Here is an 18,437-nt window from a genome sequence, read left to right as displayed (position 1 = left end):
ATTGGCCCCGCTTTTTTTATGTTGCTAGCTGCTGCTTGTGTCTCACTGGAAGGGTTCAGCGGCTGGCGACTTCTTCATTTGGTGCTGTTGGTTCCCTTTCCAGGCCGAACTCTTCGGACAGTGTGCCCTTATCGCCGGGAGATCTGGGCGCCCAGTCTCGGGGAGGGAGAACGGTCAGGTTTTCTTTGTCGTCGCTCAGTTCGCCACTGCCAGCTTCCAGCATCTGGCGGCCTATTTCCTGATTGGAAAGGCGAATAGCGCTATTGGCGAGATACTCGTGAACGTCCCGGTAGCTCTGGGTCAGGTTGTGAACAAGTTGGGATGTTTGGTCAAAATGTTCGTTTACCTGCTGCTGAAAGTCCTCCAGCCTGGTGTTGGCTTCTTTCAGGCTGAGTTCCAGTTCCTGCGTGCGGTCAGTGTTCTGGCGGTTGCGTGTGGCCAGGAATGCGAGCAGTGCGCCTGCGACAAGTCCCAAAACGCCCACCAGAATCAATACCGATGTAGAGTGCACAATTACTTCCTCCTCAAATAGATAGTGGCACCGACCTTCCATGACGGTGACCTTATTATACGCAAAAGCCGCCGCAGCGCCGTGTTCGACTGTTATGCCAAATTGTGATGGATTTGCTAAAGTGCGCGCCTTCGAGAGGCGGCAATGTTCACGTTAGCGTTGACAGTGCGCTGAAGAGACCACTTTGGGAAGTTAAACGGGCGTAGCTATGCAGCAGGAAATTCCACTTTCTCCACGACAACGCTACGAGCGCGACTTGAAGCGCCCGGATTTCATCGCGGACGCGGCGCAGAAGCAGGCGGTTGAGGAGCTTCAGGATCTTTATCAGCGGTTGGTGCAGTCAGAGGCCAGAAAGGGGCTCTTCGGCGGTCTGCGTTCTCTTTTTGGTGGCGGCGTCCAGCCGGAAAAGGGGTTGTATTTCTGGGGTGGCGTCGGTCGCGGCAAAACCTACCTGATGGATGCCTTTTTTGAGTCTCTGCCGTTTGAGCAAAAGGTACGCACGCACTTCCACCGCTTCATGCGCGATGTCCACCGGCAGTTAAATGCACTGGCGGGAGAGAAGAATCCATTGGAAAAGGTGGCCGATCAGATCGCCGCTCGCGCCCGGGTGCTGTGTTTTGATGAGTTCTTTGTGTCGGATATTACTGATGCGATGATTCTGGGAAGTTTGCTGCAGGCGCTGTTCGAGCGCGGGGTTGCGCTTGTCGCGACCTCGAATATTGTGCCCGATGGCCTGTATCGCGACGGACTGCAGCGGGCCCGCTTTCTCCCGGCGATCGAGCTGCTAAAAGAACATACCAAAGTGGTCAATGTAGACAGTGGCGTCGACTACCGGCTGCGGGCCCTGGAGACGGCCGAGTTGTACCACTGCCCGCTGGATATCGAGGCGGATGCCAGTCTTGGTCGCAGCTTTGAAGCCTTGATCGTGGATGGGAGTGAGGTGCGCGAGCAGGTATCGCTGGATGTGGAGGGGCGCAGCATCGTGGCGACAAAGGTGGCAGATGATGTGGCCTGGTTTGAATTCAGTGAACTGTGTGATGGGCCGCGTTCCCAAAATGACTATATAGAGCTGGCGCGTGAGTTCCATACCGTATTGCTGGCGAATGTTCCCCAGTTCGATGAACGCTCCGAAAGCCAGGCGCGCCGTTTCATCAATCTGGTGGATGAGTTTTATGACCGCTGCGTCAAGATTGTAATTTCTGCGGCGGAGCCCCTGGAAAGCCTGTATGCGGGTCGGCATTTGCGGTTTGAATTCGAGCGGACCAAGAGTCGCCTGCAGGAGATGCAGTCGCGGGAGTATCTGGCGCGCGGGCATCGCCCGGAGTAGTGTGATTGATCGGATCTGCCTGGTCAGATATTGTGCGGTTTTACGCTTGAAAAGCGCTTGGCGCTTATGTAGTATTCGCGCTCTTTTGTGGGACGGCCCATAAATGGGTCATATACAGGTGTTTTATAACATGAAGACTTACAGTGCCAAACCAGAAGCGGTAACTCGCGACTGGTACATTGTTGACGCTGCGGACAAGACTCTCGGTCGTATTTCTGCCGAGATTGCTCACCGCCTGCGTGGCAAGCACAAGCCTGAATATACGCCCCACGTGGACACTGGTGATTACATCGTTGTAATCAATGCCGAAAAGGTTCGCGTGACCGGCAACAAGGCTAAAGCCAAAATCTACCACAGCCACTCTGGCTACCCTGGTGGTTTGAAATCCATCAGCTTTGAGAAGCTGATCGACAAGGCGCCTGAGCGCACTATTCAAAGTGCGGTTAAAGGCATGCTTCCGAAAGGCCCTCTGGGTCGCGCCATGTTCAAGAAGTTGAAGGTGTATAAAGGTAGCGAGCATCCTCACGCGGCTCAGCAGCCGATTGAACTGTCGATCTAAACGGAAAGCATTCTCATGGCAACTACTCAATACTACGGTACCGGCCGCCGCAAGACCTCCACTGCTCGTGTATTCATTCAGCAGGGTGAAGGTAAAATCAGCGTAAACGGTCGCACTCTGGACGAATTCTTCGGCCGTGAAGTGGCTCGCATGATCGTGCGTCAGCCGCTGGAGCTGGTCGATATGGTTGAAAAATTTGACATCAACGTCACCGTTAAGGGTGGTGGTTCATTTGGTCAGGCGGGTGCTATCCGTCACGGCCTGACCCGCGCCCTGATGCAGTATGACGAGTCTTTGCGTCAGCCGCTGCGTGCAGCTGGCTACGTTACTCGTGATGCGCGTGCCGTTGAGCGGAAGAAGGTCGGTCTGCGCAAAGCGCGTAAGAAGCCGCAATTCTCCAAGCGTTAATCGGTTTTATACCTTTTTCTTGCCCGGCTTCATGCCGGGCTTTTTTTTGTCTGTGCGAGTTGAGGAGCTGGCTGAAGATAAAGGCGCGAGTTTGTCTGTTTTGCTGGTGGGCTTGTCGGCTGGCCGGCGTTCGCCTTGTATCAAATTGGCATTTTCTTTAACATTGCGCGAATTTCTGTCCGCTTGCACTTGGGGTTTGATCACATTGTTCTATGGTCAAGCGAGTGGATCAGGTATCGGGGAGTTTCTGTTTTAAGTCTATAGTCTGTGGTTGTTGTCAGGTTCAGCCACAGTGTTGCTTTGTTCTATTTCTGGTTTCTTGCCAGAGAAAGGCGGGGTGCACTTTATGCAATGCTGCGCACGCATGCCCCTAAATCGGCGGCGCGACGCTATTGCTGAGGCTTAGCTGCAGGATATCACCAGTTTTCTTTGGGTTTGGGCCAGCTGGTCCCGGATTGTCCGGGGGATGCTGTGATGGGAGAACTACGTCATGAGTGATGACGGTGTAAATGTAGGGCGTCGCCGGTTTCTGACCGCGGCCACCTCTGTGGTGGGTGGTGCAGGCGCAGTCGGGATAGCGGTACCTTTTGTCGCCTCCTGGAATCCGAGTGCCAAGGCGAAAGCCGCTGGCGCGCCAGTAAAATACAACATTAGCAAGCTTGAGCCGGGCCAGATGGTCACCGTTGAGTGGCGTGGCAAGCCGGTTTACGTGGTGCGACGCACCCAGGAAGCCTTGGAAAACCTGGTCAAGGTTGATCCTTTCCTGCGCGATCCGAAGTCGGCAGAATCCAAACAGCCAGGGTATGTTGACGCGGAAAACCGCGCGATCAAGCCTCAGCTTCTGGTGCTGGTTGGTCTGTGTACCCACCTGGGCTGTGCGCCGATGTTCCGTCCTGAAGTCGGCGCTGCAGACCTCGGCGGCAGTGAGTGGATGGGCGGCTTCTTCTGTCCCTGCCACGGTTCTAAGTACGATATGGCTGGCCGGGTCTACAAAGGCGTTCCGGCGCCGACCAATCTCGATGTGCCACCGTACTCCTATGAAGGTGACGACGTAATCGTAATTGGTGTGGATCAGGAGGGCAGCGCATGAACTGGCTAACCGCATTGGGAGATTGGGTTGATCAGCGCCTGCCGATTTACCGGGCGTGGGATACCCACATGGGCAAGTACTACGCGCCCAAGAACTTCAACCTCTGGTACTTTTTCGGCGTTCTGTCGATGCTGGTACTGGCAAACCAGCTGCTAACCGGTATCTGGCTGGTCATGAGCTTCAACCCGTCTGCAGACGGCGCTTTTGCCTCTGTTGAGTACATCATGCGTGATGTCGACTGGGGCTGGTTGATCCGCTATCTGCACTCCACTGGTGCCTCCGCATTCTTCGTGGTGGTGTACCTGCACATGTTCCGCGGCCTCATGTATGGCTCTTATAAGCCACCGCGCGAGCTGGTGTGGATCTTCGGGATGTGTATCTACCTGGTACTGATGGCTGAAGCCTTTATGGGTTACGTGCTGCCGTGGGGCCAGATGTCCTACTGGGGTGCACAGGTAATTGTTTCCCTGTTTGGTGCTATTCCGGGTATCGGTGAAGATCTGGTGCAGTGGATTCGCGGTGACTACCTGATTTCCGGTATTACTCTGACCCGTTTCTTCTCCCTGCACGTGATTGCACTACCTCTGGTGCTGGTGCTGCTGGTTGTTCTGCACATCCTCGCGCTGCACGAAGTGGGTTCCAACAACCCCGACGGTATTGAGATCAAGAAGAACAAAGACGAAAACGGCATTCCGTTGGATGGCGTTCCGTTCCACCCGTACTACACTGTTCACGATCTGGTTGGCGTGGCCGTCTTCCTGTTCGCTTTCTGTGTCGTGGTGTTCTTCTTCCCTGAAATGGGCGGCTTCTTCCTCGAGTACGCAAACTTCGAAGAAGCTAACCCGCTGAAAACGCCTGAGCACATTGCACCGGTGTGGTATTTCACGCCGTTCTATGCAGTTCTGCGTGCTGTGACCATGGATATCGGTCCGTTGACGGCGAAGTTCCTTGGCCTGGTGGCCATGGGTGCGGCAATTGCCATCCTGTTTGTTCTACCTTGGCTCGATAAGAGCCCGGTTAAGTCCATTCGTTACAAAGGTTGGCTGCCGAAAACGTTGCTGCTGGTATTTGCGGCGGTATTCATCATCTTGGGCTACCTGGGCGTCAAGTCCCCGTCGCCGGGCCGTAACTTCCTGGCGCAGGTTGCTACGCTGTTCTACTTCGCGTACTTCGTAACCATGCCCATTTGGTCCAACCCGACATCTAGCAAAGGTGTGGCTTCTTGGGTGGTGAGTGTTATTTTCGGAATAATGTTCATCTTGATGGGTTGGAGTAACTGGGAAGCAAGTCTGTTTCTGGCAATATTGTGTCACTTGTTCGCGGCGTTGTTTATTGTGCTGCCGTTGGTTGCCAACTTGGATGTCGTTCACCCTGAGCCGAAGCGTGTTACCAGTCCGTCTGGCGGCAAGTCATTTGCTCTGTTGATTGGTGGTCTGATTGCAGTTCTGCTGATGACTTTCATACCGATCAAGGCGGTCGGTGCGTCAACCGGCGTCGAGCTGGATCACATCAACATCGACCTGAACGACAAGCCGTCCCTACAGCGTGGTGCCAAGTACTTCGTGAACTACTGCATGGGATGTCATAGTGCTAACTTTTCCCGTTGGGAAAGGGTTGCCACTGATCTGGACATCCCGAACGAGCTGATGCTGCAGAATCTGGTTCTGGGTGACGACAAAATCGGCGACTTGATGGAAATCTCCATGAAGCCGGACGATTCCAAGACCTGGTTTGGTGCAACTCCGCCGGATCTGACCCTGGTTGCTCGCGCTCGCTCTCCAGAGTGGTTGTACACTTACCTGCGTAGCTTCTACAAAGATGAGAGCCGTCCTACCGGCGTGAACAACAAAGTATTCCCGAATGTGGGTATGCCGCATGTGCTGATGGAGCTTCAGGGTTTGCCTGAATGCGCTCCGGGTCCGAAGCGTGATCATGGACATGTGGTACGCGACGAAATGGGCAACCCGATTATGGATGCCGGTTGCGGAAGCCTGCAGGTGAATAAAGTGAAGGGCTCCATGACTGACGTGGAGTACGATCAGGCAGTCTTTGACCTGGTGAACTTCATGGAGTACATCGCCGAGCCGATGGCAGAAACCCGTAAGCGTATTGGTTTCTACGTCCTGGCGTTCATCCTGGTGTTCTTTATCTTTGCCTGGCTGCTGAATCGCGAGTACTGGAAAGACATCCATCACTAAGCGACAGTAGATCCAGTAAATCGGGTGGTGGGCCGCCGGCAAAGCCGGGCTAAGCCCTACCACCCGTTTTCTATTTTTGAATGATGGCCGGCAATCGTGCCGGTACAGTAGATCGAGGTAGTTACACAATGGGTGTGCCGACCAACAAGCGCTCCTCTATGACCTTCTTTTCTGATGGTCGTTGCCATTTCAGCCACCGTGTGCGCATTGTGCTCGCGGAAAAAGGTGTTTCTGTCGATATCATCGACGTTGATCCGGATGACAAGCCGGCCGAGTTGGCGGATCTCAACCCCTACAACTCCCTGCCTACCCTGGTCGATCGTGAACTGGTGCTGTTTGAAACCAAGGTGATGATGGAATACCTTGACGAGCGCTTCCCACATCCGCCGCTGTTGCCGGTGTATCCGGTGGCTCGTGCACAGAGTCGCCAGATCATGTACCGTATCGAGCGCGACTGGTGCCCGCTTGTGGATAAAATCCTCGCGGGTGGTAAAGATGCGGCGGCGGCTCGCAAAGAGCTGCGTGACAGCCTAGTAGGTATCGCGCCAATGTTTACCGACCTGCCGTACTTCTTTAACGAGGAATTCTCCCTCGTTGACTGCTGTATGGCTCCGCTGTTGTGGCGTCTGGAGCAATTGGAAATTGCTCTACCGAAGACCAAACAAGCCAAGCCACTGCTGGATTACATGGACCGGCTTTTCGCTCGCGAAGCTTTCCAGCAGAGCCTGACTGAATATGAGCGCGAAATGCGCTCCTGAGGTGCTGATTGAACAAGCCGCCGATGACATCCAATCGACCGTACCTTTTACGGGCATTTTACGAGTGGATTACGGACAATAAATGTACGCCTTATCTGCTGGTGGATACACACCTTCCGGGAGTGTTAGTGCCGCAACAGCATGTGAATGAGGATGGGCAGATTGTTCTCAATGTGTCTGAGTCCGCGGTGGCGGGGCTGACGATGGATGACTATGCAATCCGTTTCAATGCCCGTTTCGGTGGTGTGCCAACTGATATTCAGGTACCAGTTGGTGCAGTCGTGGGGATTTATGCCCGGGAAAACGGTCAGGGTATGGTGTTTGAACCGGAAGAAACACCTGAACCTCCGGAGCCCACACCTCCCACAACGTTGAAAAAGCCCGCCAAAAAGCCCGCTTTACGCGTGGTGAAGTGATCCTTTTACAGGAGGGGGTGTCTTCCCCCCTCCTGTTCCTCGCCTCTTTTTCCTGCACTAAAGTTCCAGTTGCACCAAAGTAAGACAGTACCCAGGTAAAAACTGACGCCTTAATCCTGTTCTTTATTGGTGAATTCGTCCTGTCCTTCCGATACTGCAAGCAAGCCGTATATTGGAGGGAGCCGTGTGAAACTGCTAAGCCACACCATTGGAATTTTTACTAACCCGGATAGAGAGTGGAAGGCCATTCGGTCGGACAGACACTCATTTCTGCAAGTCTTCTTCAGCCATGTGCCAATCCTGGCCCTGATTCCCTGCATAGCGGGATATATTGGCGTCACCGTTTTTGGATTCAAGCTTGGCGGTCACGCGGCCAAGTTGACGCCCACCAGTGCGGCCTCACTGGCTCTGGCCACTTATATCGCACTTCTCGTAGGAATTTATCTGCTCGGGGAGTTTATTAACTGGATGGCGAAGGCCTACGGTGTGGAGGGGGATGAACCGACCCGGCATTACGAGGGTACCGCTCTGGCGGTATTTGTGACGACGCCGGTTCTCCTTGCGGGCATTGTCTTGCTGTATCCACACCTTTGGTTGGTTGTCACAGTGATGGGGCTGGCAGGCGCCTACGCGGTTTATCTGATTTATGAAGGTATTCCGATCCTGATGAATATGAGCAAGGAGCGAGCCTTCCTCTATGCCGGCGCGGTATTAACCGTCGGGCTGGTGATGATGGTGACGATGCTGGTAACGTCGGTAATCGTCTGGACGATGGGAGTGGGGCCGGTCTATCAGCACGCTTACCCTTAAGAGTCTCAAGTAGCTGAGAATCGGCTGGCTGCTGATATTGCGTGTACCAGCACCAGAAACAACAAAAGTCGGCGAGTCTGCCGGCTTTTGTTGTTTTTGGGGGATTGTTTCGGCGTCACACGTAAATAGGCTTGGCCTCTCAGGCGGTGACCGTTGTATGTGCGACGTTCGCGGTGCAGCCGCTGCCCGGGGGTAACAGAGGCGGCATCGGACAGTTCAGGCAGTCGGCCATTGCGCGCAATAACTCAAACTCCGCCGGGGAGACTGCGCCGTTGTGTGCGAGAGTCATGACAATGGCCTTGAGTAATGAGGGTTTCTTCAGTGGTGGAAGCTGCTCTGTAATCACCAGAGCCTTATCCAGCCGCTGAAGTAGAATGTCGCTTTTTGCAGGAAGTGGGGTTACTTCCATCCCCAATGCTCTCAGCCCCTGATCGTAGGCGCGCTTGGCAGGCAGGTACTCTGCGTTTCCGGTGTGTGCCATGGCCGCAAGAAGGTAGCGGCAGGCATCGTCGAGAGCTTGGGGAGCCTTACTGAGGCGCTGGCGATCCGGGCGGCCTTCCAGCGCATGCATCAATACCCGGTAAAGTGCCCACTCCCAAATATCCACTCGTGCATCACTGCGCAGCAACTTGATCAGGTTGCGTTTGAACACCTGATATTGCTGGGGCACAAGATCTTTCAATGCCGGGACGCAGAGGTCCAGCAGGGGCAACCTGCAGGCCTTATCCATCACGTCGATAGATGGGAGAAGCTGGAGTAGCGTGCGCATCACGGCCGGGTGGGCGATCTGGTTGAGCAGCTCCAGTTGTGTGGTTCGCTGGTCGGGATGCAGGAGCAAGGCGTAGACAAGGGCTCTGGCTGCAAAGGGATCGCGGGCAGCGTTCTGCAGCACCTGCGGCGTATTGGCGAGAAGCTGCTGCGCGAGGGCGCATTGGTGGCTTGTAGCCTTGCCAATGCGGTTGTCGATCACATCTGTCAGGGTCTCGCAGTCTACCGTGTCGCCGGGTCCGTAAGGGGGCTGGTGAGCGCCAAGGGTTTGATGGTGGCGCATGCTATCCACTGTTGGACTTAGTGTGTTTGGCGCCGAGCCCGGTTCACGTTGTTGGAGCTCGCCGCTCCAGGATGGGTCGATGCGCCGAATGCGCCGCTGGATAGGTGGATGCGTTGAAAATAAGGATGCCAGCGAGGATCGCACGCCGTTGGCAAAGTATATATGGCTGTACTCCGCCGCTTTCGCGGCGGAGATTCTGGATCCCGATTCATGGCCAGCGATTTTTTTCAGAGCGCTGGCCAGTCCCTGATTGTTGCGGGTGTACTGGATCGCGGAGGCATCGGCCAGGTACTCCCGCTGTCGGCTCACCGCGAATTTGATCAGATTGCCGAACAGGGTCCCGGTGTAGCCGATGGCCACCAGACCTGCGCCGATAATGGCTGTTGCGGGGAAGCCGCGATTGCCCCGTCGACTCGACCAGTTGATCCTGTCGATGAGCCAATAGCCGGCGAGCCCGATAATCAGAATACCGTGAAGCAGTCCGACAAGCTGGATGTTGCGGCGCATGTCGCCATTGAGAATATGGCTAAACTCATGGGCGATAACGCCCTGCAGTTCTTCCCGGGTCAATTGCTCGATACATCCCCTGGTAATGCCGATTACGGCGTCCCCAGGCTCGTAGCCTGCCGCAAAAGCATTGATTGACCGGTCATCCAGTATGTAGAGGTCTGGAACCGGGGTGCCTGATGCGATCGCCATTTCCTCGACCACGTTCAGGGCTTGCTGTTCGTTGGCGCCTTTCGCGCAGGTATTGATCTTGCGGCCACCCAGCGCTTCCGCCACTGTGCGCCCGCCGTCGGCCAGCTGGCGCCATTTGTACAGGCTGGCGATGGCCACCACCGCCGTTATAAAGACTGCGATGCCTGCGACCGTTTCCCACCCCATGGTTTGCCCAATATCTGCGACAGAAAAAGGCTGTGCCCTGGAAAACTGGAGGATTGCGGCAGCAAATAGGGTTGTGATGGCGACCAGGCACAACAGCGTGGCCACAAACAGGGTCAACAGCAGGGTTGTGCTTCTGCGGGCTTCATTTTGATGTTCGAAAAAGTTCATGGCTGGCACCGTCAGAATTCAATGCGCGGTGCAGCCTGAAAAGCTTCGGAATCGGCAAACTCCAGCAATTTCCCATTTTTCCTGTGTCCGAAGAACCCGGCAAAAAATACCGGCGGAAAGCTCTGCCTGAAGATGTTGTATGCCATCACGGAGTCATTGAACGCCTGGCGCGCGAAGGCAACCTTGTTCTCTGTTGTCGTCAGCTCTTCACTCAGTTGCTGCATATTCTGGTTCCCCTTCAGATCCGGGTAGGCTTCAACCACGACATTCAGCCGGCCGAGCGCACTGGTCAAAGCACCCTCGGCGTCCCCCAGGCTTGAAATGGCCGTGGCAGAGCTGGGGTTGCTGGCGGCGGCTTTTAGTCCTGCAATGGCCGCGTTGCGCGCGTTGATAACGGAATCGAGGGTGTCCCTTTCGTGTTTCAGGTATGCCTTTGCGGTCTCAACGAGATTTGGGATGAGGTCGTAGCGGCGCTTCAGCTGTATTTCAATCTGGGCAAACGCATTTTCGTAGCGGTGCTTGAGCGTCACCAGTCGGTTGTAAATACTGATGATGTAGAAAAATAAAGCGGCTAGGGCGACGAGCCAAACGATCGTAGTCATGTCCATGCACTGGGCCTCGCTAGGGCGGTGAGAAATCGGTCCGTATAAATCGGTCAGTGAAAATGAATGGTCGCATGGGATACTATCACGGGCCCGGGTTGCGGCGACGGGACTGCGAGCGTGGTTTTATGCTCCCAAAGGTGGATAGGCGCTGCCAATCTTCCATCCGGTATAATCGGCAGCCGTAAAGATGATGAGACGCCGCCAGGCCGTCAGGCTGCGGCAAAGACCAGAATTCGGAGTAATCCTATGAGTAATAACAATTCAGACCAGGTGGTCATCGTTGGCTTTTCGCGCACGCCGATGGGCGCGATGCAGGGCGCGTTGTCCGCGATGAGCGCTCCGGAGTTGGGCGCAGTTGCAATACGGGCTGCTCTGGAGGATGCAGGCATCAATGCTGCCGATGTGGATGAGGTGCTGATGGGGTGTGTACTGCCGGCAGGTGTCGGTCAGGCTCCGGCTCGTCAGGCGGCTTTGGGCGCTGGAATTCCCGAGGGGGTGCCCACCACGACGGTCAACAAAGTGTGTGGCTCCGGGATGAAGACGGTGATGATGGCCCGAAATGCGCTGCTCGCCGGTGACGCGCAAGTCGTGGTTGCTGGCGGAATGGAAAGTATGAGCAACGCGCCGTACCTGCTTCCAAAGGCTCGCGGTGGTATGCGACTGGGCCATGGCGAAGTTCAGGATCATATGTTCACAGACGGACTGGAAAATGCCTACGATGGCAAACTGATGGGTAATTTTGCCGAGAGTACCGCTGACAAATATGGCTTTACCCGCGAAGAGCAGGATTCATTTGCTCTGGAGTCCCTGGCTCGAGCCAACGCGGCGATTGAAAATGGTGCATTCGAGCGGGAAATTTCCCCGGTAACCATTCGCGGCCGCAAAGGGGATGTTGAGGTTTCTGTAGACGAAGCGCCCGGTAATGCGCGCCCGGATAAGATTCCGCAGCTGAAACCGGCATTTCGCAAAGACGGAACTGTAACCGCGGCGAATGCGAGCTCTATTTCTGATGGTGCCGCTGCGCTGGTTCTGATGCGTGCAAGTGAGGCCGAAGCGCGCGGGCTGAAGGTGCTCGCTACTCTGTGTGCCCAGACCCAGCACGCCCACGAACCGGAGTGGTTTACTACCGCACCGGTTGGCGCGATGAAAAAACTGCTGGAAAACACTGGCTGGGCGGTGGGCGACGTTGACCTGTTTGAAATCAATGAGGCCTTTGCTGTAGTGACCATGGCGGCCATGCGCGATCTGGAACTGCCACACGATAAAGTCAATGTGAATGGCGGTGCCTGTGCCTTGGGACACCCGCTGGGCGCAAGTGGTGCGCGCGTGATCGTGACCCTGCTGGCGGCACTGGAAAATCGCGACCTGAAAAAAGGTGTCGCGAGCCTGTGTATTGGCGGCGGTGAGGCTACGGCGGTGGCGATCGAGCGTCCCTGAGCGATACCGATATACTTGTAGGCTGCCTTGCTGGCGGCCCAAATAAAAACGGAGGCGTAAGCCTCCGTTTTTATTTACTGGGTTTGTCGCTGCCGTTTGTTCAGTCGATATACTCAACAGCTTTGACGACTTTCTGTACGCCGCCAACAGTGCGCGCGACTTCTGCCGCATTTTCCGCTTCCTGACGGGTAAGCAGACCCATCAGGTATACCACCCCGTTTTCAGTGATGATCTTGATACGGCCACTGTCTACTTCCTTGTCCGTCATCAACACACCTTTTACCTTGGTGGTCAGCCAGGTGTCGCTGGTACGGGCCAGTACCGAGGTGGTACCGCGAACCTGAATCTCGTTATAGACCTGACGTACAGAGTGCACCTGCTGCGCTGTGCGACCGGCCAGGTTGCGCAGCTCGTTGTCCGGCACCTGCCCGGTGAGCAGGATGACGCCATTGAAGCTGGTCACATCAATATTGGCCTGCTTGAGTACAGGGTGGGCCTTGCCAATATTGACCTTGGTGATGGTTTCGAGCTGTTGGTCATCAATATAAGTGCCGAATGAGCGCTCGCCCGGATCCGGCTGAATAGGACCATCGTGGGTGGCATCGAGCACCGTCGCGCAGCCACCGAGAAGCGCGACTGTGCAGCTTGCGAGCAGGAATTTGATCAGTTTTCCTTTGTGTAGGGCGATTTTGCTTCGCATTATTTATTCCTCGTATCCGCCAAAAAGACTGCTGTCGATCAGGTCGCACAGGCAGAAAATGGTGAGTAAGTGTACCTGGTGCACCTCTGCGGCAACGTTGGATGGCACACCCAGTTCGATATCGTGAATATCCAGCAGGGCGGTGCAGTCACTGTCCCCATCGCCGCCGGTCAGCGCGAGCACGCCCATGTCCCGATCGTGGGCTGCGCGAATCGCCTGGACCAGATTTGAGTCCCTGCCATCGGGGCTGATGATTACCAGTAGGTCCCCGGGCTGGCCGAGAGCTCGTATCTGGCGAGCGTATGACTCTGCTCGGCCGTGATTGCGTGCGACTGTACTGGTGGTAATCGCATCGCCATTCAGGGCAATCGCCGGAAGTCCGGGGCGCTCCCTTTCAAACCCGCCGAGCAGGTGTGCGCAGAAGCTTTGTGCGAGCGCGCCGCTCAGGCCGTTTCCGCAAATAAGTAATTTGTTCTCTGCCAGCAGGGTATGCACGATCATCTCGCTGGCTTCGGCAATCAAAGGTGCCAGAAGTTCACCAGCGTTCATTGTGGCTTCAATACTATGGTGAAAGAGGGTTACGACTCTCTGTTCCATCTAGTTAGTGTTGTCCTTCTGGCTGTGGCTACTGTCCAAACGCATTTCTTACCCATTCAATCTGCAGTTCTGGTGATTCCTGCAAGGGGGCGGCATTGTGGCCTTTATATTCGATGGCAACAACGTCAAACCGACATGGACAGTCCAAATTCCGGTACTGGAGGTAGTTGCTGGCGGTAGCCTGGAGTTTACTCTGTTTGCGCCGGTCAACGGTAACGCCGGCACCGCCGAACCGATTGTTGCGGCGAAAGCGAACTTCGACAAACACCAGAACTTCGCGGTCCTTCGCGATCAGGTCTATCTCACCGAACCGGCTACAGAAATTGCGTTCGATAATTTTCAGCCCTGCGGCGCGCAAATAGCGCGCTGCAGCGTCTTCCATCTGTGAGCCAACAGCCTGTGTGTCCATAAAATTCCTTTTCTATGGAGCGGTTGTAAAAATTAGCGGAGAAACCGTCAGTATGAAGCCGCGCTCTCGTCTTGCAGTTGTGGCTGACGGTTCTCTTCTACGGTAGTGATGGGCACCGGGGCACCGCTATCGATCTTTGCCCAGGTTTGCTCTCGTACTACGCGGCCATCCGCGGAGAGGCTGAGAGCGCCGGTGAGGCCATATACCTGTTGACTGGGGAATTGTCGCAGCATGGGTAGGCGCGGGTAGAGGCGGAAGGCGTCTGCGCCCAGTGCATAGAGGCGCGCAAAGGCCGGTGCCGGGGATACCTGCTTCACAATATTCTGCTTGGTCTGGTTGTTGTCTTCAAACAGCCAGGGAAGCGCGGTAAATCGGACGCCGTTAATATCCCGGTCACGCTGGCGGTCCACGGTGCCGGCAAATACCTGGGATGTGGAAAATACGGGCAGATCACCGGCATAGAAGAACGACAGCATGGGCTTGATCTGACGGGCCTGCTGGGGCTGCGCGAGCATAAACAGCATATCCACGTCACCGCGCCGGCGCGGGTTAAATTTGAGCCCGGTAGCGAGTTTGCTGCGCAGCGCCCGTTCGCGGCTCTTGCTCTCGGAAATCAGCAGCGCATCGCTGACCAGCTGTGAGAAATTGGTGCTGTCACGGTAATTCTGGCTCAGGCTGACACTGCCACCGAGACGGTTCCATTCTTCAGTAAAGGCCTCTACGCCGCGCTGTCCCCAACCGGATTCAGGGGCCAGGATCATGGCCTGACGATGTCCGAGCCGATAGGCCTGTTGGGCAACCTGACGGGCTTCGTCCTCAATCGCGAGACCGAACTGGACCAGGTCACCGGTGAGGCGTCCGCTGTCTCCGTAATTTAACGCGAGTGTGGGGACAGGAAGTTTTTCTGTGGCGAGCAGGTTCGCCACTTTGTCTTTATCCAGCGGGCCGACAATCGACTGGGCGCCGTTGTTGACCGCCATCTGGTAGACCTCATCAAACGGACGAGCGGTGCCGGTATCGTAGACCTGGACTTCCGGGGTGGGGGCGCCAGCATCCAGCGAACTGTAGTAGGCGGCCATAAAGCCGTCTCGGATGGCGCGACCGGCCGCTCCCAGGGGGCCCGAGAGGGGTAGCAGCAGGGCGACGTTCTGTGCCCGCTGGCTAGCCAGTTGCTCCAGCAGCTGCAGGGCCTGTGGTGGATGGCTGACGGCGGTATGGCTGGGCCACCGTTGGCGCCAGCGGCTCAACGCTGTCAACTGGGTGCTGATATCGGCCTGGGTATCGCGACCGAGCAGTGCGAGTTGGTACCACGCGCGCATATCGGCGCTCAGCGCTTCTTCGCCACGTCGTTGCAGTTCGCTGGAAGGCAATTGGGTCAGCAGCTGCCAGAAGCCATCATTGTTCGCGTTGATGCTGTCATCGTCGCTGGCGATGGCCGCGATGCGCTGGCGCTCGTTGATTCCGCCGTCGATATCGCCCATCAGGCTCCACAGGTCCGCGCGCAGGTTGCGCAGCGGCAGCGCCGTTTCTGCCGGGATCTGGTACCAGGACTGCTCCAGGCGCGGAGCGCTCACAAGGTCCTGGACCTGAAAGAAATCGTCCTGGGACATCAGCAGCTCGCCGTACACCTGTGCGTAGCGAGCGTACTCTCTGTCGGTCAGGTTTTGTGCGTCAATTTGGCTGGCAGCTTGAGTGGCCGTCGCGTTATCGCCCAGAGTGTATAGAATGGCGGCCGCTTGCAGCTGTGCCTGGTCCCGCTCGGGAGCCGGCAGCTCACGTGCGCGGTTGAGCAGGGTAATGGCGCTTTGCCGGTCGGCGACGGCTGCATTGGCCTGCGCGGGGATCCGTGTGCCGGGCTCAGTACTCGGTGTTTGACAGCCCGCAAGGGCAAGGGCCAGCAGGCTGGCGGCAAAAACAGGGGTGCGCCGTAAAAGGGCGGACATATTCTTCTCCCACAAAACTTATTTTGGAGTGAACTATGGGGCCGGATAAAGCGCTGCTTTATATCGTCGCTACACCCATTGGCAATTTGGCGGATATGGTACCGCGAGCCGTTGAAGTTCTACAATCCGCGGATCTGGTTGCGGCGGAAGACACCCGTCACAGTCAGAGACTTTTTTCCCATTTCAACATAGAAACGCCACTGGCCGCCTACCATGACCACTCGGACGATCAGCGTACCGAGTGGCTGCTCGGTCAACTTGAGGGCGGAAAAACGGTCGCCCTGATCTCTGACGCTGGAACACCGCTCATATCTGATCCGGGCTATCGATTGGTCCGCGTTGCGCGAGAACGAGGTATTCAGGTGGTGCCGATTCCGGGGGCCTGCGCTTTTGTTGCGGCGCTCTCCGCGGCGGGTCTCCCCAGTGATCGGTTCACGTTTGAAGGGTTCTTGCCGGCGAAGTCCCAGGCCCGCGAGAAGGCTTTACAGAAGCTGGCGGGGGAAGAGCGGACCATGGTTTTCTATGAGGCGCCGCATCGCGTGGCCGATACGATCTCCGCTATGGCCGAGATTTTCGGGGCAGAACGCGAGGCGGTCATTGCCCGGGAAATCAGCAAAGCCTTCGAGACAATCCACCTGGCACCACTCGCGGAGTTATCCACATGGGTGCGTGAGGACCCAAACCAGCAGCGGGGGGAGATAGTACTTCTGGTGCGGGGTGCGGAACCACAAAAAACATCTGAGTTAGACCCTGAGTCGCTCCGGGTTATGCAATTACTCATGGGCGAGTTGCCCCCCAAGCGGGCTGCCGCCATTGCTGCTGAAATCACCGGGGTAAACAAGAAAGCGCTGTACAACTGGTCTCTGGAGCAGAAGTAGTGAATCCCGGCGGTTACAGTGCTTGCATTCCCCTGGTGCCGTGATTACTCTTCGCGCCGAGTCAGCCAGGCAATCGCTGTCTCGTAACCTTCGGGTTGGGGGGTGGAGGAAAGTCCGGGCTCCATAGGGTGGGACGCCAGGTAACGCCTGGGGGGCGCGAGCCTACGGAAAGTGCAGCAGAGAGTAGACCGCCGATGGCTTCCCTGGATTTCGGTCTGGGGGAGCACAGGTAAGGGTGAAAGGGTGCGGTAAGAGCGCACCGCGCGACTGGTAACAGTTCGTGGCACGGTAAACCCCGTTCGGAGCAAGACCAAATAGGCCCTCTACAGGTGTGACCCGCACTGAGGGCGGGTAGGTCGCTTGAGGTGTGTGGTGACACACATCCCAGATGAATGATTGTCCTCGACAGAACCCGGCTTATCGGTTGACTCACATTCGATCGCGGCGCTTGCGCCGCGGGTCGGATGCCTTCCCTGGCAGTACTTCCTTGTACGTTTCCTGTCTAGTTCCAATTTTGCTCAGCCGAGGCGGTTATTTCTGCAGTAGCAGCCCGCATTCTCTATGTTCTTCGCCTTTGGTGGGGTCGAAGTAGATATCGTTGTCGGGCAGGTCGTTTTCGTAGACGTACTCTTCGACATCAATTTCTTTCAGGTGGAACATCGGGGCAACACGAACCGTGCCGTGGTTGCCTTTGGTGAAGATATCCAATCCTTTGCGGTGTGCATTCTGGTCATGGCGTATTCCGTTCAGCCATACATCTGGCTTGAGTTCCTGCATTGCGCGATTGAAGGGCTCAAGCTTGACCGTGCGAGAAAAGAAGTCGTGCTCCGGGGTGTCGAGAGGGGGGATGCCTCCGTACACGGCGTTAAAGTGTGCCGCAGACATCTTGGGCGAATAGGTGTGCAGGTTCAGGTTTAGCAGCTTGATGACCCGTTCGATATGGCGATAGGTTTCCGGGGTGTTGTAGCCGTGATCCACCCAGATGACTGGAATGTCCGGCTTGGTCTGAGTAATCAGGTGTAAAAACGCAATGGCCAGGGGGCGGAAGTTGGTGAACACCACCGGGTTGGCCGCCTGTGCTACGGTAAATTGCATGATCTCGCTGGGCTTGCTGCTCTTGAAGCGCTCATTCAGGGCCGCCAGGTCTGCGCCATGGTGGAAGGTGCGCTCCTGATCTGCTGCCTGCTTGCTAAGTCCCGCTGTAAAGCCCATGGGTGGTATCCCGCTCGATTTAATAATGGTGCAAAGCTACAGTGAGATCCCTTCATTGAAAAATAATAAAAGTTGATTTTTATATTCCCTACGGTTCTAAGTCGTATCTCCTGTCACGCATTTCCGCCCGTCAAAAGTATTTCGCTAACCCTGCCAGGCGCAATGCAGTAGCACCCTCCTGTGAGTGCCCGCTTACATTGACGTGTTTGTTTTGTTGTCAAAGACCTTCTCTTAAAAGTTAAAGTGAATTGTCAGGTTGCCAAAGTAAGTACTTGCTCTGGTGAATATTTATTCACCACCTCTTCTGTCTGAAATGTAATCACTCCGCCTGCAGCCCGCGAAATTACTGGGCTTTTTGTTGCGGGAAGGCTCCTATTTCCTTGACTTTAAACATCTCAGATTTATAGTGTGTAAGGTGGAGAAAAGTGGAAAATTGTGGGTCTTAGTGGGGCGGATGTGGAAGTGAGTGGATATT

General features: G+C 55.9%; 19 protein-coding genes and 1 other RNA gene. 11 read left to right on the top strand and 9 right to left on the bottom strand.

Annotated elements, in window-relative coordinates:
• Positions 1 to 55: 55 nt before the first annotated feature.
• Positions 56 to 553, bottom strand: a complete 498-nt coding sequence (locus tag LC093_RS13845; RefSeq protein ID WP_226665817.1) for a YhcB family protein — start codon at positions 551 to 553, stop codon at positions 56 to 58.
• 166 nt (positions 554 to 719) lie between these two features.
• Here LC093_RS13845 and zapE point away from each other — a divergent pair, with 166 nt between their 5' ends.
• From zapE to rpsI, 3 genes are all read left to right on the top strand, one after another.
• Positions 720 to 1,838: a cell division protein ZapE gene (gene zapE, locus LC093_RS13840; RefSeq protein ID WP_226665814.1), complete on the top strand. Its 1,119-nt coding sequence runs from the start codon at positions 720 to 722 to the stop codon at positions 1,836 to 1,838.
• Positions 1,839 to 1,968: 130 nt separating this feature from the next.
• Entirely contained in the window at positions 1,969 to 2,397 is a 429-nt protein-coding gene (gene rplM / locus LC093_RS13835; protein WP_226665811.1) for a 50S ribosomal protein L13, read from the top strand.
• 15 nt (positions 2,398 to 2,412) lie between these two features.
• Entirely contained in the window at positions 2,413 to 2,805 is a 393-nt protein-coding gene (gene rpsI, locus LC093_RS13830) for a 30S ribosomal protein S9 (RefSeq protein ID WP_226665808.1), read from the top strand.
• A gap of 6 nt (positions 2,806 to 2,811) precedes the next feature.
• Here the strand turns inward: rpsI and LC093_RS13825 are convergent, their stop codons facing one another.
• Positions 2,812 to 3,009 carry a hypothetical protein gene (locus LC093_RS13825; RefSeq protein WP_226665805.1) on the bottom strand — a complete coding sequence of 66 codons (198 nt, stop codon included), beginning with the start codon at positions 3,007 to 3,009 and terminating at the stop codon, positions 2,812 to 2,814.
• Between the two features lie 286 nt (positions 3,010 to 3,295).
• Here LC093_RS13825 and petA point away from each other — a divergent pair, with 286 nt between their 5' ends.
• The 5 genes from petA (at position 3,296) to LC093_RS13800 (ending at position 8,077) form a co-directional block, all read left to right on the top strand.
• Complete coding sequence (petA, locus tag LC093_RS13820; protein WP_226665803.1) at positions 3,296 to 3,895, top strand: ubiquinol-cytochrome c reductase iron-sulfur subunit; 600 nt, start codon at positions 3,296 to 3,298, stop codon at positions 3,893 to 3,895.
• Positions 3,892 to 6,093, top strand: a complete 2,202-nt coding sequence (locus LC093_RS13815; protein WP_226665801.1) for a ubiquinol-cytochrome c reductase — start codon at positions 3,892 to 3,894, stop codon at positions 6,091 to 6,093. Before petA ends, LC093_RS13815 begins: the two co-directional genes overlap by 4 nt.
• Before the next feature lie 128 nt (positions 6,094 to 6,221).
• Positions 6,222 to 6,851: a glutathione S-transferase N-terminal domain-containing protein gene (locus LC093_RS13810; protein ID WP_226665798.1), complete on the top strand. Its 630-nt coding sequence runs from the start codon at positions 6,222 to 6,224 to the stop codon at positions 6,849 to 6,851.
• 23 nt (positions 6,852 to 6,874) lie between these two features.
• Complete coding sequence (locus LC093_RS13805; RefSeq protein ID WP_226666232.1) at positions 6,875 to 7,267, top strand: ClpXP protease specificity-enhancing factor; 393 nt, start codon at positions 6,875 to 6,877, stop codon at positions 7,265 to 7,267.
• A 186-nt stretch (positions 7,268 to 7,453) separates the two neighbouring features.
• Positions 7,454 to 8,077 (top strand): Yip1 family protein, encoded by a 624-nt coding sequence (locus LC093_RS13800; protein WP_226665796.1) that lies wholly within the window; start codon positions 7,454 to 7,456, stop codon positions 8,075 to 8,077.
• A 139-nt stretch (positions 8,078 to 8,216) separates the two neighbouring features.
• On the opposite strand, the gene LC093_RS13795 is transcribed toward LC093_RS13800, so the two are convergent.
• Together LC093_RS13795 and LC093_RS13790 are read right to left on the bottom strand one after the other, a co-directional pair.
• Positions 8,217 to 10,181 carry a M48 family metallopeptidase gene (locus LC093_RS13795; RefSeq protein WP_226665793.1) on the bottom strand — a complete coding sequence of 655 codons (1,965 nt, stop codon included), beginning with the start codon at positions 10,179 to 10,181 and terminating at the stop codon, positions 8,217 to 8,219.
• 11 nt (positions 10,182 to 10,192) lie between these two features.
• Entirely contained in the window at positions 10,193 to 10,789 is a 597-nt protein-coding gene (locus LC093_RS13790; protein WP_226665791.1) for a LemA family protein, read from the bottom strand.
• A gap of 243 nt (positions 10,790 to 11,032) precedes the next feature.
• Here LC093_RS13790 and LC093_RS13785 point away from each other — a divergent pair, with 243 nt between their 5' ends.
• Positions 11,033 to 12,223: an acetyl-CoA C-acyltransferase gene (locus LC093_RS13785; protein WP_226665789.1), complete on the top strand. Its 1,191-nt coding sequence runs from the start codon at positions 11,033 to 11,035 to the stop codon at positions 12,221 to 12,223.
• Positions 12,224 to 12,323: 100 nt separating this feature from the next.
• On the opposite strand, the gene LC093_RS13780 is transcribed toward LC093_RS13785, so the two are convergent.
• The 4 genes from LC093_RS13780 to LC093_RS13765 are packed head-to-tail and all read right to left on the bottom strand — an operon-like array spanning position 12,324 to position 15,872.
• On the bottom strand, positions 12,324 to 12,923 hold the full coding sequence (locus LC093_RS13780; protein WP_226665787.1) for a BON domain-containing protein: 600 nt from the start codon (positions 12,921 to 12,923) through the stop codon (positions 12,324 to 12,326).
• A 3-nt stretch (positions 12,924 to 12,926) separates the two neighbouring features.
• Positions 12,927 to 13,520, bottom strand: coding sequence for an SIS domain-containing protein (locus LC093_RS13775; RefSeq protein WP_226665784.1), 594 nt, complete (start codon positions 13,518 to 13,520; stop codon positions 12,927 to 12,929).
• Between the two features lie 28 nt (positions 13,521 to 13,548).
• Entirely contained in the window at positions 13,549 to 13,929 is a 381-nt protein-coding gene (locus LC093_RS13770) for a YraN family protein (protein WP_226665781.1), read from the bottom strand.
• Between the two features lie 47 nt (positions 13,930 to 13,976).
• On the bottom strand, positions 13,977 to 15,872 hold the full coding sequence (locus tag LC093_RS13765) for a penicillin-binding protein activator (protein WP_226665779.1): 1,896 nt from the start codon (positions 15,870 to 15,872) through the stop codon (positions 13,977 to 13,979).
• Positions 15,873 to 15,907: 35 nt separating this feature from the next.
• Between LC093_RS13765 and rsmI the strand changes: the two genes are divergently transcribed.
• Positions 15,908 to 16,750: a 16S rRNA (cytidine(1402)-2'-O)-methyltransferase gene (gene rsmI, locus LC093_RS13760; protein ID WP_226665777.1), complete on the top strand. Its 843-nt coding sequence runs from the start codon at positions 15,908 to 15,910 to the stop codon at positions 16,748 to 16,750.
• 57 nt (positions 16,751 to 16,807) lie between these two features.
• Positions 16,808 to 17,186: RNase P RNA component class A (gene rnpB, locus LC093_RS13755), an RNA gene on the top strand.
• 95 nt (positions 17,187 to 17,281) lie between these two features.
• Here rnpB and LC093_RS13750 read toward each other — a convergent pair.
• Entirely contained in the window at positions 17,282 to 17,962 is a 681-nt protein-coding gene (locus tag LC093_RS13750; protein ID WP_226665774.1) for a phosphoadenosine phosphosulfate reductase family protein, read from the bottom strand.
• Positions 17,963 to 18,437: the final 475 nt, after the last annotated feature.

Origin of the sequence: Microbulbifer aggregans (assembly GCF_020524005.1) — a bacterium.
Taxonomy (GTDB): Bacteria; Pseudomonadota; Gammaproteobacteria; order Pseudomonadales; family Cellvibrionaceae; genus Microbulbifer; species Microbulbifer aggregans_A.
The sequence above is the reverse complement of the archived record's forward strand: the minus strand, read 5'-3'. Positions and strand labels throughout refer to the sequence as shown.

Coding starts and splice junctions, on each gene's coding strand:
- LC093_RS13845 (WP_226665817.1), bottom strand. CDS start 553: ATGGAAGGTCGGTGCCACTATCTATTTGAGGAGGAAGTAATTGTGCAC.
- zapE (WP_226665814.1), top strand. CDS start 720: ATGCAGCAGGAAATTCCACTTTCTCCACGACAACGCTACGAGCGCGAC.
- rplM (WP_226665811.1), top strand. CDS start 1,969: ATGAAGACTTACAGTGCCAAACCAGAAGCGGTAACTCGCGACTGGTAC.
- rpsI (WP_226665808.1), top strand. CDS start 2,413: ATGGCAACTACTCAATACTACGGTACCGGCCGCCGCAAGACCTCCACT.
- petA (WP_226665803.1), top strand. CDS start 3,296: ATGAGTGATGACGGTGTAAATGTAGGGCGTCGCCGGTTTCTGACCGCG.
- LC093_RS13815 (WP_226665801.1), top strand. CDS start 3,892: ATGAACTGGCTAACCGCATTGGGAGATTGGGTTGATCAGCGCCTGCCG.
- LC093_RS13810 (WP_226665798.1), top strand. CDS start 6,222: ATGGGTGTGCCGACCAACAAGCGCTCCTCTATGACCTTCTTTTCTGAT.
- LC093_RS13805 (WP_226666232.1), top strand. CDS start 6,875: ATGACATCCAATCGACCGTACCTTTTACGGGCATTTTACGAGTGGATT.
- LC093_RS13795 (WP_226665793.1), bottom strand. CDS start 10,181: ATGAACTTTTTCGAACATCAAAATGAAGCCCGCAGAAGCACAACCCTG.
- LC093_RS13790 (WP_226665791.1), bottom strand. CDS start 10,789: ATGGACATGACTACGATCGTTTGGCTCGTCGCCCTAGCCGCTTTATTT.
- LC093_RS13785 (WP_226665789.1), top strand. CDS start 11,033: ATGAGTAATAACAATTCAGACCAGGTGGTCATCGTTGGCTTTTCGCGC.
- LC093_RS13780 (WP_226665787.1), bottom strand. CDS start 12,923: ATGCGAAGCAAAATCGCCCTACACAAAGGAAAACTGATCAAATTCCTG.
- LC093_RS13775 (WP_226665784.1), bottom strand. CDS start 13,520: ATGGAACAGAGAGTCGTAACCCTCTTTCACCATAGTATTGAAGCCACA.
- LC093_RS13770 (WP_226665781.1), bottom strand. CDS start 13,929: ATGGACACACAGGCTGTTGGCTCACAGATGGAAGACGCTGCAGCGCGC.
- LC093_RS13765 (WP_226665779.1), bottom strand. CDS start 15,872: ATGTCCGCCCTTTTACGGCGCACCCCTGTTTTTGCCGCCAGCCTGCTG.
- rsmI (WP_226665777.1), top strand. CDS start 15,908: ATGGGGCCGGATAAAGCGCTGCTTTATATCGTCGCTACACCCATTGGC.
- LC093_RS13750 (WP_226665774.1), bottom strand. CDS start 17,962: ATGGGCTTTACAGCGGGACTTAGCAAGCAGGCAGCAGATCAGGAGCGC.